Source organism: Hydrogenophaga sp. (genome assembly GCF_030373225.1).
Taxonomy (GTDB): Bacteria; Pseudomonadota; Gammaproteobacteria; order Burkholderiales; family Burkholderiaceae_C; genus Hydrogenophaga.
This window is the reverse complement of sequence record NZ_JAUCZG010000026.1, coordinates 1-14858: the sequence shown is the minus strand read 5'-3', so window position 1 is coordinate 14858 and position 14858 is coordinate 1. Positions and strand designations below refer to the sequence as shown.

Sequence of the window (14858 nt, the reverse complement as noted above, 5' to 3'; positions counted from 1 at the left end):
TCTGACCCGCAAGGCATCAGAGGAGCACGCGACGGAAGTCGCCGAGGATCTGGCCGAGGTACGCGTTGAAACGCGCCGCCGCTGCGCCGTCGATCACGCGGTGGTCCCAGGTCAGAGACAAAGGCAGCATCAGGCGTGGTGCAAACGCCTTGCCGTCCCACACCGGTTCCATGTTGCTCTTGCAGACACCGAGGATGGCGACCTCGGGCGCATTGATGATGGGCGTGAAGTAGCGCCCGCCGATGCCGCCGAGGCTGGAGATGGTGAAGGTGGCGCCACTCATCTCGGCCGGGCTCAGCTTGCCCTCGCGCGCCTTCCTGGCCAGTTCGCCCATTTCCTGGCTGATCTGCAGCACGCCCTTTTTGTCGGCGTCCTTGATCACCGGCACCATCAGGCCGTTGGGTGTGTCGGCGGCAAAGCCGATGTGCCAGTACTGCTTGTAGACCAGCGCATCGCCGTCGATCGAACTGTTGAACTCCGGAAACTTCTTGAGCGCGGCCACACAGGCCTTGATGAGAAAGGCCAGCATGGTGACTTTCACGCCGCTCTTTTCGTTCTCCTTGTTGGTGGAGACACGGAAGGCTTCGAGGTCGGTGATGTCGGCATCGTCGAAGTTGGTGACGGCCGGGATCATGACCGCGTTTCGCAACAGGTTGGCGCCGCTGATCTTCTTGATGCGGCCCATCTCCTTGCGCTCGATCGGCCCGAACTTGGCGAAGTCGACCTTGGGCCAGGGGATCAAGCCCAGCTCGGAGCCGCCGCCCGACGACGCAGGCGCCTTGGCGGCTTGCGCAACCGTCTGCACCGCCCCCGCCATCACGGACTTTGTGAACGACTGGATGTCTTCGGCGGTGATGCGGCCCTTGAGGCCGGAGCCTTTCACCTCGGCCAGCGGCACGCCGAGTTCGCGAGCGAACTTGCGAACCGACGGCGAGGCGTGAGGCAGGCCCACGGGCGCTGTCGCGGTGGGGTTGTGGGCGGGTGCAGCGGATGCAGACGCCGTTTGCACCGGGACGGTCGAAGGACTCGCCAACAACTGGGCCGCAGCGGGGACAGGCTCAGCCCGACCGGACGGGGCGGCGGTCGAAGGAGCGGGCGCAGCGCCTTCCAGAATCGCCAGCAGGTCGCCGATGTTGACCGTGTCACCCACCTTGACCTTGAGCTCCTTGAGCACCCCGGCGGCTGACGATGGAATTTCCATCGACGCCTTGTCGGACTCCACGGTGATGAGGCTCTGTTCCAGCGCGATCTTGTCGCCAGGCTTGACCAGCACCTCGATGACCGCCACGTCCTTGAAGTCGCCGATGTCCGGCACGTGCACCTCGACCGGGCCGCTGGCGGCCGCTGGCGTGGCGGCCGCGCTCGCCTGGGCCGGCGCTGCGACCGCTGCCGGAACCGAAGGCGCTGGCGCTGGTGATGCAGATGCAGATGCTGGTGCCGCCGCAGCCTCACCCGCCGCCTCCAGCACCAACACCACCGAACCTTCTTTCACCTTGTCGCCCAGCGCGACCTTGAGTTCCTTGACCACACCTGCGGTGCTCGACGGAATCTCCATCGACGCCTTGTCGGACTCGACCGTGATCAGCGATTGCTCGGCTTTCACGGTGTCACCCACCTTCACCAGCAGTTCGATCACCGCCACCTCGTCGAAGTCGCCGATGTCCGGGACCTTCACGTCAATCAGTGCCATGTTGTTGTCTCCTCGCCGTATCAGGCGTACAGCGGGTTGATCTTGTCGGCCTTGATGCCGTACTTCGCAATGGCTTCGGCCACCTTGGCCACCGGCACCGTGCCCTCCTCGCTCAGCGCCTTGAGCGCAGCCACCACGATGTAGTGGCGGTTGATCTCGAAGTGCTCACGCAGCTTGCTGCGGAAATCGCTGCGACCAAAACCGTCGGTGCCCAGCACCTTGTAGGTGCGACCTTTGGGAATGAACGACCGGATCTGTTCGGCGTAGTTCTTCATGTAGTCGGTGGACGCGACCACCGGGCCGGTGTGCTTCTCGAGCTGCTGCGCCACGAACGACACGCGCTGTGGCTCGGTCGGGTGCAACAGGTTCCAGCGTTCGGCGTCCTGTCCGTCGCGGGTCAGCTCGTTGAAGCTCGGGCAGCTCCACACGTTGGCAGCCACCCCCCAGTCTTTTTCCAGCAGTTCCTGCGCGGCGATCGATTCACGCAGGATGGTGCCGGAGCCCAGCAGCTGCACGCGGGGCGTGAGCTTGGGGCCTGCCTTGCAGAGGTACATGCCCTTGATGATCTGGTCTTCGGTGCCGGGCGTGAGGCCGGGCATGGCGTAGTTCTCGTTCAGCAGGGTCAGGTAATAGAAGACGTTGTCCTGCTTCTCCACCATGCGCTTCAAGCCATGGTGCAGGATCACGCCGACCTCGTGCGCAAACGTCGGGTCGTAGCTGACGCAGTTCGGGATGGTGCCGGCCAGGATGTGGCTGTGGCCGTCTTCGTGCTGCAGGCCCTCACCGTTGAGCGTGGTGCGCCCGGAAGTGCCGCCGAGCAGAAAGCCACGTGCCTGCATGTCACCAGCGGCCCAGGCCAGGTCGCCGATGCGCTGGAAGCCGAACATGGAGTAGTACACGTAGAACGGCACCATGATCCGGTTGCTCGTGCTGTAGGAGGTAGCCGCTGCGATCCAGCTGCTCATGCCGCCGGCCTCGTTGATGCCTTCCTGCAGGATCTGGCCGGCCTTGTCTTCCTTGTAGTACATGACCTGGTCTTTGTCGACCGGGGTGTAGTTCTGGCCTGCCGGGTTGTAGATGCCGATCTGGCGGAACAGGCCTTCCATGCCGAAGGTGCGCGCCTCGTCCACCAGGATGGGCACGATGCGCGGGCCCAGGGCCTGGTCGCGCAACAACTGGGTGAGGAACCGCACGTAAGCCTGCGTGGTCGAGATCTCGCGACCCTCCACGGTGGGCTCCATCACGGCCTTGAAGGTCTCGATCGATGGCACGGTGAAGCTCTCGTCGGCTTTCGTGCGGCGCTTGGGCAGATACCCGCCCAGGGCCTGGCGGCGCTCGTGGAGATAGCGCATTTCCGGCGTGTCGTCGGCGGGCTTGTAGAACGGGATCTTCGAGAGTTCGCTGTCCGGGATCGGCAGGTTGAAGCGGTCGCGGAAGATCTTGATGTCTTCGTCGGTCAGCTTCTTGGTCTGGTGCACGGTGTTCTTGCCCTCGCCCGACTTGCCCATGCCGAAACCCTTGACGGTCTTGATCAGCAGAACCGTGGGTTGGCCCTTGTGGTTCACCGCCTTGTGATACGCCGCATAAACCTTTTGCGGATCGTGACCACCACGCTTGAGGTTCCAGATGTCGTTGTCGCTCAGGTGGGCCACCATCTCCAGCGTCTTCGGATCACGCCCGAAGAAATGCTTGCGCACATAGGCACCGTCGTTGGCCTTGAAGGCCTGGTAGTCGCCATCAACCGTGTCCATCATGATCTTGCGCAGCGCACCGTCCTTGTCGCGCGCCAGCAGCGAGTCCCATTCGCTGCCCCACAGCAGCTTGATCACATTCCAGCCGGAGCCGCGGAACTCGCCTTCGAGCTCCTGAACGATCTTGCCGTTGCCTCGCACCGGTCCATCCAGGCGCTGCAGGTTGCAGTTCACGACAAATATGAGGTTGTCGAGGTTCTCGCGCGCGGCCAGGCTGATGGCGCCCAGCGATTCGACTTCGTCCATCTCGCCGTCACCGCAGAACACCCAGACCTTTCGGTTCTCGGTGTTGGCAATGCCGCGGGCGTGCAGGTACTTCAAAAAACGCGCCTGGTAGATCGCCATCAACGGGCCCAGGCCCATGGACACAGTGGGGAACTGCCAGAACTCGGGCATCAGCTTCGGGTGCGGATAGCTGGAGAGGCCCTTGCCGTCGACTTCCTGGCGGAAGTTGAGCAACTGCTCCTCGGTCAGGCGCCCTTCAAGGTAGGCCCGTGCATACACGCCAGGTGAAACGTGACCCTGGATGTAGAGACAGTCACCGCCGTGGTTTTCGCTCTCGGCGTGCCAGAAGTGGTTGAACCCGGCGCCGAACATGTGCGCCAGCGAAGCAAAGGAGCCGATGTGACCGCCCAGATCACCACCGTCATCGGGGTTGTGGCGGTTGGCCTTGACGACCATGGCCATGGCGTTCCAGCGCATGTAGGCGCGCAGCCGTTCTTCGATTTCGATGTTGCCGGGGCAGCGCTCTTCCTGCTCGGGTTCTATGGTGTTCACATAGCCGGTGGTGGCCGAGAACGGCAGGTCTATGCTGTGCTGGCGGGCCTCTTCGAGCAGCTGCTCCAGCAGGAAGTGGGCGCGCTGCGGGCCCTCACGTTCGATCACGGCGCCCAGCGCCTCCATCCATTCGCGGGTTTCCTGTGTGTCCAGGTCACCGGCGCCGCTGCCGTCCTGCGCGTTGTTCGCTGCCATGCTTGTCTCCTGTTGGTTGAATTCGAGCTTACGGGGGGCATTCCGTGCTGTCACGGAGTTTCCCACAATGTTGATTCAATTTCAATATGTGCTTTTGTTTTCTACAATGTGAAATATTGGAGCTTCCGCGGCGGCTGCAGGCACTCCAGCGATGCTGCAGGAAGCGAAGCAACCAGCCCTTGCTCACGTAGACTCGGCGGTCCATGAGTTCACCGTCCACACCTGCACCGGCAACAGCGGCTGCCCATCGCTCGCCTTGGTGGAAGAGCTGGTGGCGCAGGCTTCCGCCCTCGCGCCAGGACCGCTTTGCCACGCTCGCGCCGCTGCTGTCCGTCTTGCTCTTTCTCTCGGCGATCGTGGTGGCCATCACTTATCTGCGCTACGAGGAACTGGAGCGAGAGCAGGAAGCGGTCACGCGGGATGTGGAGTACGCCCAGCAGCGATTGAGACTGCGCCTGCTGGAACGCCAGGAGCAGTTGATGCGGCTGGCCCGCGAAATCGACAACCGGGACATCGACACCGAAGAATTTGTCTTCCAGGTCGAGGCGCTCGTGAGCCAGTTCCCCGAGCTGCTGGCGGTCACCTGGGTGGACGCCCGACGCAACGTGCTCGCCAGCTACGCCTCGCCCAGCGCACCGCTGCGCCTGATGAGACCCACTGGCAGCACGCTGTCTCCGAACGAGACCGACGGAACCTTCGATCTCGCTCGCGACTTGCGCCAGCCCACCTATTCGCGCCCGCTCGAAACCCAGGACCCGCGCAACGCCACCTTGATGCTGCACGTACCCCTGAGCGAACAGGGTCGCTTTGCGGGCACCGTGATGGGCGAGTACGCCATCGACGGCCTGATGCGCTTCGGCATGCCGCCGGAGATCATGGCGCGCTACGCGGTGGCGCTGGTCGATGATCGGGGCCAGGTGCTCGCGGGCAGCCTGCAGGCGCCCAGCGACGTGCTGCGGCTGCTGCCCTGGTCGAACCCACCGCTGGAACACGAAGTGCCGGTCTCGCCTGTGGGCAATGGCCTGATCGTCAAGGCACAGGGTTACCGAACCTCGCAAGACATCGTGGGCAGCGGCTTTTTCTGGGTGATCGGCGCCCTCTCTGCGCTCACGGTGTGGATGCTGCTGGGCACCTGGCGACACACACGCCGACGCGTGCAGGCGCAGCAGGCCCTGGTGTCCGAAACCAACTTCCGACGCGCCATGGAGAACTCCATGCTCACCGGCATGCGGGCGCTGGACATGCAGGGCCGCATCACCTACGTGAACCCGGCCTTTTGTTCGATGACCGGCTGGACCGAGGGTGAACTGGTCGGACGCACAGCTCCTTTTCCCTATTGGCCCGACGAAGACCACGACCAACTGGCGGCACGCCTGGAAGACGAACTGCGCGGACGCTCGACGCCCGGCGGCTTCGAGGTGCGCGTGCAACGCCGCGACGGCAGCATCTTCGACGCGCGAATGTATGTCTCGCCGCTGATCGACCCCAAGGGCCACCAGACCGGCTGGATGACCTCGATGACCGACATCACCGAGCCCAAGCGGATCCGTGAGGAACTCTCTGCCTCCTACGAGCGCTTCACCACGGTGCTCGAATCGCTCGACTCGGCCGTCTCGGTGGCGCCGCTGGGCAGTGACGAGATGCTGTTTGCCAACAAGATGTACCGCATGTGGTTCGGCACCCGCGGTCAGGGCCACCGCCACCTGGTCGATCTGGCGGGCAACCAGCCCACGCCGAGTCCCGACGATGGCGATGCGGTGGACGCCTTCGCCGGCATGCCGACCGAAACGCTCACCGATGCCGGCGCGGAGAACGCCGAGGTGTTCGTCGAAGGGCTCGACCGCTGGCTGGAGGTGCGCACGCGCTACCTCACCTGGGTCGACGGGCGCCTGGCGCAGATGGTGATTGCCAGCGACATCACACCGCGCCGCAACGCCGAGGAGCAGGCGTCGCGCCAGGCCGAACGCGCGCAAACGGCCAGCCGGCTGATCACCATGGGTGAGATGGCGTCCAGCGTGGCGCACGAACTCAACCAGCCGCTCACTGCCATCAGCAACTATTGCAACGGCATGATCTCTCGCGTCAACGAAAACCGGATCAGCACGCAAGACCTGCTGGGCGCGCTGGAGAAGACCGCGCGTCAGGCTCAGCGTGCGGGCCAGATCATCCAGCGCATCAAGGCCTTCGTGAAGCGCAGCGAGCCCAACCCGGCGCCATCCGATGTGGCGCAGATGGTGAGCAACGCCATCGAGTTGGCCGACATCGAACTGCGTCGACACCAGGTGCGTCTGTCTCCGTATGTGGCGGCCCGCCTGCCCAGCCTGATGGTTGATCCCATCCTGATCGAGCAGGTGCTGATCAACCTGCTGAAGAACGCGGGCGAGGCCATCATGCAGGCGGGACGAGCGCCGGGTGAGCGCTATGTCGAACTGCGTGTGGGCCCGCGCCGCCAGGACGATCTCGACGTGGTCGAGTTTTCGGTGCGCGATTCGGGCAACGGTGTGCCGGACGAGAAGATCGAGCGCATCTACGAGGCCTTCTACAGCACCAAGAGCGAAGGCATGGGCATCGGCCTGAAGCTGTGCCGCAGCATCGTCGAATCGCACCACGGAAGGATGCATGTGCACAACATCTACAATGGAGACGAGGTTGTGGGCTGCTGCTTCAGTTTCTGGATCCCGGTGGTATCACGACTGAAGTTGGGCGACGCATCAACCGGACCCGCCACAGAGCCGGTGACGAACACAGAAAGAGCGAGATGAGTTTGATCCCCAAAAAAGGCACTGTCTACGTGGTCGATGACGACGAGGCGGTGCGCGACTCACTGCAGTGGCTGCTTGAAGGCAAGGACTTTCGGGTCCGCTGCTTCGAATCGGCCGAAGCCTTCCTCAGCCGCTACGACGCCCGCGAAGTCGCCTGTCTGATTGCCGACATCCGCATGGGTGGCATGACCGGCATGGAACTGCAGGAACGTTTGATCGAGCGGCAATCGCCCCTGCCGATCGTCTTCATCACCGGGCACGGCGACGTGCCGATGGCCGTCGAATCGATGAAAAAGGGTGCGCTCGACTTCATCCAGAAGCCCTTCAAGGAAGACCAGCTCGTCACGCTGGTCGAACGCATGCTCGAGCATGCCCGCGAAGCCTTCACCACCCACCAGCAGGCAGTGAGCCGCGACGCACTGCTGTCCAAGCTCACCAGCCGTGAAGCCCAGGTGCTCGAACGCATCGTGGCTGGCCGCCTGAACAAGCAGATCGCCGACGACCTGGGCATCAGCATCAAGACGGTGGAGGCGCACCGCGCCAACATCATGGAGAAGCTCGGCGCCAACACCGTGGCCGACCTGCTCAAGATCGCGCTGGGTCAGACCCCGGCCAAGGCCTGACCACCCCGCGCCACACACCCCGATCAACGCCCGCCCTACCCGGCGGGCGTTTCCGTTTCAACCGCAGCCTCCGACACCATGACCGCAAAAATCATCGATGGCAACGCCCTCTCCCGCCTGCTCCGTGCCGAGGTCACCGCCCGCGTCACGGCACTCAAGGCCCGCGGCATCACGCCGGGTCTGGCGGTGGTCCTGGTGGGTGACAACGCGGCTTCGCAGGTCTACGTGCGCAACAAGGTCAAGGCCTGCGAAGACACCGGCATGCATTCGGTGCTGGAGCGCTGGCCCGCCACGATGACCGAGGAAGCGCTGCTGGAACGGGTGGCGGCGCTCAACAACGATGCCGGCATCCACGGCATCCTGGTGCAGCTGCCATTGCCTGCGCACATCGACGCACAGAAGGTGATCGAGGCGATCTCGCCGGCCAAGGACGTCGACGGTTTTCACATCGCCAGTGCCGGTGCGCTGATGACCGGCATGCCGGGCTTCTGGCCCTGCACACCCTACGGCTGCATGAAGATGCTGGAGAGCATCGGCTACGAGCTCAAGGGCAAACACGCCGTTGTGATCGGTCGCAGCAACATCGTCGGCAAGCCGATGGCGCTCATGCTGCTGCAGCAGAACGCCACCGTCACCATCTGCCACAGCGGCACCGCGAACCTCAAGGCCATGACGCTTCAGGCCGATGTGGTCGTGGCCGCCGTGGGCAAGCGCAACGTGCTCACCGCCGACATGGTCAAGCCCGGTGCCGTGGTGATCGACGTGGGCATGAACCGCAATGACGAAGGCAAGCTCTGCGGCGATGTCGACTTTGACGGCGTGAAGGAAGTCGCCGGCTGGATCACGCCGGTGCCCGGTGGCGTGGGCCCCATGACCATCACCATGCTGATGGTCAATACCCTCGAATCGGCGGAGCGCTTGCTGTAAACCGCTTCGGCGCGAGAGCCTACCTCGCCACCCGCCACAAAACCGCGCCGGCGCACAGCCACTGCCCGAGCACCATGGCAGAACCCACGCCATGCCACAGCCGCAGGTCGCCGCCGCTGGCGCGGGCGGTCACGATGTTCTGCGCCACACCAAACTCCTGCACCAGCGCGAGCAGCATGGCGAACACGACAAATCCCAGGGTGGTGACGGCAGCGGGGGCGACGGCAGTGCTTTCACCCTTCCAGCGGCGCACGATCAGCAGCAGTGCCAGTCCCAGCACCAGCCCGGCCCAGCACTGCAGCGAAAAAATCTTCGCCGCCACCGGCCCGGCGACCGCAGGGCTGCCCAGCGTGGCAAACAGCAGCGGGACGGCCAGAAAACTCAGGGCCGAAATGCCGCCCCACCACAGGGCGGCCACAAACACGGCCAGCCGTTGCAGGGGCATCAGGCGTAGCGCACGGCGACGATTTCAAATCGCTTGGTGCCGCCAGGGGCCTGCACCTCGGCCACATCGCCTTCCTCTTTTCCGATGAGGGCGCGCGCGATCGGGCTGCCGATGTTGACCAGCCCCAGCTTCAGGTCGGCCTCGTCCTCGCCCACGATCTGGTAAGTCACCGACGCGCCGCTGGCCTCGTCTTCCAGTTCCACGGTGGCGCCGAACACCACCTTGCCACCGGCTTCCACAGCCGTCGGATCGATGATCTGCGCCGCGGAGAGCTTGCCTTCGATCTCGGCGATGCGCCCTTCGATGAAGCCCTGGCGGTCCTTGGCCGCGTCGTACTCGGCGTTTTCGCTGAGATCGCCCTGCGCGCGCGCTTCGGCGATGGCGTTGATCACCCAGGGACGGTCCACCGTCTTGAGACGGTGCAGCTCTTCCTTGAGTTTCTCCGCGCCGCGCTTGGTGATGGGAAGGGTGGTCATGTAAATGCTCCGGTGCCCGCAGGCGTGAACGTGCCCTGCGTCAATACAAAAGGAAACCGCCGAGCGTTGCCGGTCGGCGGTGTACTGCGGTCAATTATGCCCCTGTCCAGACCATGGGCTCAACCGGGACGAACCCGAACCGGGATCAGAGCTGCGCGTGCATCTCCTGCACGGAAATCACGCCCAGGCGGTCCATGTACTTCATGCCCTCCACCGCGGCTTCCGCGCCGGCGATGGTGGTGAAGGTTGTCACCCGCGCCAGCAAGGCCGAGGTGCGGATGGCGCGCGAATCGGTGATGGCGTTGCGCCGCTCTTCCACCGTGTTGATGACCAGCACGATGTCTCCGTTCTTGATCATGTCGACGATGTGCGGGCGTCCTTCGGTGACCTTGTTGACCGTCTGCACGGCCACGCCGGCCGCCGCGATGGCCGCCGCCGTGCCCCGGGTGGCCACCAGCTCGAAGCCCATGCCAACAAGCTGGCGGGCAATGTCCACTGCGCGCGACTTGTCGCTGTTCTTCACGGTCAGGAAAACCTTGCCCGAGGTTGGCAACTTGGTTCCGGCACCGAGCTGGCTCTTGACGAAGGCTTCGCCAAAGGTCTTGCCCACGCCCATGACCTCACCCGTGGATTTCATTTCGGGGCCGAGGATGGTGTCCACGCCCGGGAACTTCACGAACGGGAACACGGCTTCCTTGACACTGAAATATGGCGGCGTGACTTCGGCGCCAATGCCCTGGTCGTCCAGCGACTGTCCGGCCATGCAGCGCGCCGCCACCTTGGCCAGCTGGATGCCGGTGGCCTTGGAGACGAAGGGCACGGTGCGCGAGGCGCGCGGGTTCACTTCAAGCACATAGATCACGTCCTGGCCGTCCACTTCCTGGATGGCGAACTGCACGTTCATCAGACCGATCACGTTCAGGCCCTCGGCCATGGCGGCGGTCTGGCGCTTGAGTTCGTCCACGGTGGCCTTGCTCAGGTAGTACGGCGGCAGCGAGCAGGCGGAGTCGCCGCTGTGCACGCCAGCCTGCTCGATGTGCTCCATCACGCCGCCGATGAACACGCGCCCGGTGTGGTCGCGGATCGCATCGACATCGCATTCGATGGCGTCGTTGAGGAAGCGGTCGAGCAGAACCGGTGAATCGTGGCTGACCTTGACGGCCTCGCGCATGTAACGCTCGAGGTCACGCTGCTCGTGCACGATTTCCATCGCACGGCCACCGAGCACATAGCTCGGGCGCACCACCAGCGGGTAGCCCAGCGCAGCGGCCTTCTCGAGCGCCTCGGGCTCGGCGCGCGCGGTGGCGTTGGGCGGCTGGCGCAAGCCCAGCGTGTGCAGCAATTGCTGGAAGCGCTCGCGGTCTTCGGCCGCGTCGATCATGTCGGGGCTGGTGCCGATGATGGGCACCCCTGCGGCTTCAAGCCCCAGCGCGAGCTTCAGGGGCGTCTGGCCGCCGTACTGCACGATCACGCCGACGGGCTTTTCCTTGTCGACAATTTCCAGCACGTCTTCCAGCGTGAGCGGCTCGAAGTACAGGCGGTCGCTGGTGTCGTAGTCGGTGGAGACGGTCTCGGGGTTGCAGTTGACCATGATGGTCTCGTAACCGTCTTCGCGCAGCGCCAGTGCGGCATGCACACAGCAGTAGTCGAACTCGATGCCCTGGCCGATCCGGTTGGGACCACCGCCGAGCACCATGATCTTTTTGTTGTTCGTGGGCTCGGCCTCGCACTCGCCGTCGCCATGTCCTTCGTAGGTGGAGTACAGGTACGCGGTGTCGGTGGCGAACTCGGCTGCGCAGGTGTCCACGCGTTTGTAGACCGGGCGGATGTTCTCGGCGATGCGCCGCTCGCGCACGGCCTGGTCATTGGTCTTGAGCAGCTTGGCCAGGCGCCGGTCGGAGAAACCCTTTTTCTTCAGGCCGCGCAGGGTGTCGGCGTCGATCGCCTCCAGGCTGGTTTTCTCGAGCGCGAGTTCGATCTTCACGATCTCTTCGATCTGCACCAGGAACCACGGGTCGATCTTGGTGAACTGGTGGACCTCTTCCATGGTCCAGCCCGCGGCAAACGCATCACCCACGTACCAGATGCGGTCCGGGCCGGGTTCGCCGAGTTCACGCTCCAGCGTTTCGCGGTCCTGCGTCTTCTCGTTCATGCCGTCCACGCCGACCTCGAGGCCGCGCAAGGCTTTCTGGAACGACTCCTGGAAGGTGCGGCCCATCGCCATGACCTCGCCCACGCTCTTCATCTGTGTGGTCAGGCGGCTGTCGGCGGTGGGGAATTTCTCAAACGCGAAACGCGGGATCTTGGTGACCACGTAGTCGATGCTGGGCTCGAAGCTGGCCGGTGTGGCACCGCCCGTGATCTCGTTGCGCAACTCGTCCAGCGTGTAGCCGATGGCCAGCTTGGCTGCGACCTTGGCGATCGGAAAGCCGGTCGCCTTGGACGCCAGCGCGGACGAACGCGACACCCGCGGGTTCATCTCGATAACGACCATGCGCCCGTCGGCAGGGTTGATCGAGAACTGCACGTTGGAGCCACCGGTGTCCACACCGATCTCGCGCAGCACCGCCAGGCTGGCGTTGCGCAGGATCTGGTATTCCTTGTCGGTCAGCGTCTGGGCGGGTGCCACGGTGATGGAGTCACCGGTGTGCACGCCCATGGGGTCGAGGTTTTCAATCGAGCAGACGATGATGCAGTTGTCCGCCTTGTCGCGCACCACCTCCATCTCGTACTCTTTCCAGCCCAGCAGCGATTCTTCGATCAGCAGCTCGTTGGTCGGCGAAGCTTCGAGGCCGCGCTTGCAGATGGTTTCGAACTCTTCGGGGTTGTAGGCGATGCCGCCGCCAGTGCCGCCGAGCGTGAAACTGGGGCGGATGACCACGGGGAAGCCCACGGTCTTCTGCACGTTCCAGGCCTCCTCCTGGCTGTGGGCGATGCCCGAACGCGCCGAGCCCAGACCGATCCGGGTCATGGCGTCCTTGAACTTCAGGCGGTCCTCGGCCTTGTCGATGGCCTCGGGCGTGGCGCCAATCAATTCCACATCGTGCCTGGCCAGCACGCCGTTGCGCCACAGGTCGAGTGCGCAGTTCAGCGCGGTCTGACCACCCATGGTGGGCAGGATGGCAAAGCCGCCCTGGGCCAGGGGGCGCTCCTTGGCGATGATTTTCTCCACCGTCTGCCAGGTGATGGGCTCGATGTAGGTGACGTCGGCCGTGGCCGGGTCGGTCATGATGGTGGCGGGGTTGCTGTTGATCAGCACCACCTTGTAGCCCTCTTCGCGCAAGGCCTTGCAAGCCTGCACGCCGGAGTAGTCGAACTCACAGGCCTGGCCAATGATGATCGGGCCGGCGCCGATGATGAGGACGGTTTGGATATCGGTTCTTTTGGGCATGGGGTTCGCGGTGGTGGGCGCCAGGTGAGAGCGCTCTCAGGGTTGGCGCTGGGTATCCAGGGTGTTCAGCAGGGCCTGCAGTCGCTCGGCCGGCACGTTTTTCTGCATCAGCTGCAGCAGGCCGTCGCCTTCGATCAATGGTCGCAGCACCTCGACCTCAGACGCATGAAAACGGGCGTCCCAGGCAGCCAGTTCGGCGTTGAAGGTTTCGTCGTCCCAGCTCTTGCCCTTGGCCAGCAGCGTCACCAGCGGCATGGCCTTGGTTTCCAGGAAAGACTTGCGGTAGGGCTTTTGCGCCCAGCGCGGGGCAAACCAGTCCTTGTGCCCGGCCTCCAGCGTCAGCATGCGCTTGCCGATGGCTTTTTCGATGGCGTAGACGGGAAAACTGAACAGCTTCATGGGGCAGGTGCCTCAGGCGGCAACGCCCACTCGGGCTTGCATGAGGTCGATGAAGCGGTCAAACAGATAGCCGATGTCGTGCGGTCCGGGAGACGCCTCGGGATGGCCCTGGAAGCAGAACGCCGGCTGGTCGGTTCGGGCCAGGCCCTGCAACGTGCCGTCGAACAGGCTCACGTGGGTGGGGCGAAGCGTGGCCGGCAGGCTTTTCTCGTCGACCGCAAAACCGTGGTTCTGGCTGGTGATCGAGACGCGGCCGCTGTCCAGGTCCTTGACCGGGTGGTTGGCGCCGTGGTGACCGAACTTCATCTTGAAGGTGCTCGCTCCGCTGGCCAGCGCCATGATCTGGTGACCCAGGCAGATGCCGAAGGTGGGCACGCCGGCGTCAATGATCTCGCGCGTGGCAGCGATCGCGTAGTCGCAGGGTTGCGGGTCACCCGGGCCGTTGGAGAGAAACACGCCGCTGGGCTTCAGCTTGAACACGTCGGCTGCGGGCGTCTGCGCCGGCACCACGGTGATCTTGCAGCCGCGCTGCGCCAGCATGCGCAAGATGTTGTGCTTCACACCGAAGTCGTAGGCCACCACATGGAAGCGCGGGGCGATCTGCTCGCCGTAGCCGAAACCAAGTTGCCATTCGGTCTGCGTCCAGGCGTACGGCTCGGCGGCCGACACCACCCGGGCCAGATCCTGGCCAGCCATGTTGGGTGCCGCTTTCGCGGCGGCCAGGGCCGATGCGCGGTGCGCCTCGGTGATGGCGGTACCGGCGGGCAGCGCGACGATGCAACCGTTTTGCGCGCCATGGGTGCGCAAGCGGCGCGTGAGCGCCCGGGTGTCGAGATCGGCAATGGCCACCGTGCCTTCACGCTGCAGGTACTGCGAGAGGCTTTCGGTGCTGCGGAAGTTGGAGGCCAGCAGGGGCAGGTCTTTGATGATCAGGCCGGCGGCGTGGATGCGGCTGGCTTCGACGTCTTCGGCGTTGATGCCGGTGTTGCCGATGTGCGGATACGTGAGCGTCACGATCTGCTGGCAGTAACTCGGATCGGTGAGGATTTCCTGGTAGCCGGTGAGCGATGTGTTGAACACCACCTCACCCGTGGTCTGACCGGTGGCGCCGATGGAGATGCCTGTAAAGACCGTGCCGTCGGCGAGCGCGAGAAGGGCTTTCGGGTGGACGGGAAGCACGGATGGGACTCCAGATGTGGGCGAAACGCAGGCCACCGGCGGTTGGTGCCGCGCAGGCTTCGCACCCGCCCTGCCCGCTGTTTCTGGTGGGCCTGGACGGAAGAAAACCTGGGGTGAGGAACCGGGGTGAGCGCGCGTTGCGCTGATTGCGGGTAAACCCCGGAATTATATGCTGACCCCCACGCTCTCCCGCTGCGCGAGGTCCGCTGCCCCCCGAGGGGGCTGGGCCTGCCTTGGGGCGGC

At 64.4% G+C, this 14858-nt stretch carries 10 protein-coding genes; 3 read left to right on the top strand and 7 right to left on the bottom strand.

Features of this window, described 5'->3' with window-relative positions; all coding sequences use genetic code 11:
• Nucleotides 1-16: 16 nt before the first annotated feature.
• Together aceF and aceE are read right to left on the bottom strand one after the other, a co-directional pair.
• Nucleotides 17-1690, bottom strand: a complete 1674-nt coding sequence (aceF, locus tag QUV35_RS14150) for a dihydrolipoyllysine-residue acetyltransferase (protein ID WP_300875302.1) — start codon at nt 1688-1690, stop codon at nt 17-19.
• A gap of 20 nt (nt 1691-1710) precedes the next feature.
• Nucleotides 1711-4413, bottom strand: a complete 2703-nt coding sequence (gene aceE, locus QUV35_RS14145; protein WP_300875299.1) for a pyruvate dehydrogenase (acetyl-transferring), homodimeric type — start codon at nt 4411-4413, stop codon at nt 1711-1713.
• 203 nt (nt 4414-4616) lie between these two features.
• Between aceE and QUV35_RS14140 the strand changes: the two genes are divergently transcribed.
• The 3 genes from QUV35_RS14140 to folD all read left to right on the top strand — a co-directional run bounded on the left by QUV35_RS14140 (nt 4617) and on the right by folD (nt 8725).
• Nucleotides 4617-7175, top strand: a complete 2559-nt coding sequence (locus QUV35_RS14140) for a PAS domain-containing sensor histidine kinase (protein WP_300875296.1) — start codon at nt 4617-4619, stop codon at nt 7173-7175.
• Nucleotides 7172-7798, top strand: a complete 627-nt coding sequence (locus QUV35_RS14135) for a response regulator transcription factor (RefSeq protein ID WP_056277762.1) — start codon at nt 7172-7174, stop codon at nt 7796-7798. Before QUV35_RS14140 ends, QUV35_RS14135 begins: the two co-directional genes overlap by 4 nt.
• Nucleotides 7799-7876: 78 nt before the next feature.
• Nucleotides 7877-8725, top strand: a complete 849-nt coding sequence (gene folD, locus QUV35_RS14130; RefSeq protein ID WP_300875292.1) for a bifunctional methylenetetrahydrofolate dehydrogenase/methenyltetrahydrofolate cyclohydrolase FolD — start codon at nt 7877-7879, stop codon at nt 8723-8725.
• A gap of 19 nt (nt 8726-8744) precedes the next feature.
• On the opposite strand, the gene QUV35_RS14125 is transcribed toward folD, so the two are convergent.
• The 5 genes from QUV35_RS14125 to carA form a co-directional block, all read right to left on the bottom strand.
• A complete protein-coding gene (locus tag QUV35_RS14125; RefSeq protein ID WP_300875289.1) occupies nt 8745-9170 on the bottom strand; it encodes a DUF4149 domain-containing protein in 426 nt (141 codons plus the stop codon).
• Nucleotides 9170-9646 carry a transcription elongation factor GreA gene (gene greA, locus QUV35_RS14120; RefSeq protein ID WP_300875286.1) on the bottom strand — a complete coding sequence of 159 codons (477 nt, stop codon included), beginning with the start codon at nt 9644-9646 and terminating at the stop codon, nt 9170-9172. The genes QUV35_RS14125 and greA overlap by 1 nt, the downstream gene beginning before the upstream one ends.
• Before the next feature lie 145 nt (nt 9647-9791).
• Entirely contained in the window at nt 9792-13037 is a 3246-nt protein-coding gene (carB, locus tag QUV35_RS14115) for a carbamoyl-phosphate synthase large subunit (RefSeq protein WP_300875284.1), read from the bottom strand.
• A 36-nt stretch (nt 13038-13073) separates the two neighbouring features.
• Nucleotides 13074-13436: a hypothetical protein gene (locus QUV35_RS14110; protein WP_300875279.1), complete on the bottom strand. Its 363-nt coding sequence runs from the start codon at nt 13434-13436 to the stop codon at nt 13074-13076.
• Between the two features lie 12 nt (nt 13437-13448).
• The gene (gene carA / locus QUV35_RS14105; RefSeq protein ID WP_300875276.1) at nt 13449-14615 is read right to left on the bottom strand and encodes a glutamine-hydrolyzing carbamoyl-phosphate synthase small subunit; all 1167 of its coding nucleotides are present in this window, start codon (nt 14613-14615) and stop codon (nt 13449-13451) included.
• Nucleotides 14616-14858 lie beyond the last annotated feature (243 nt).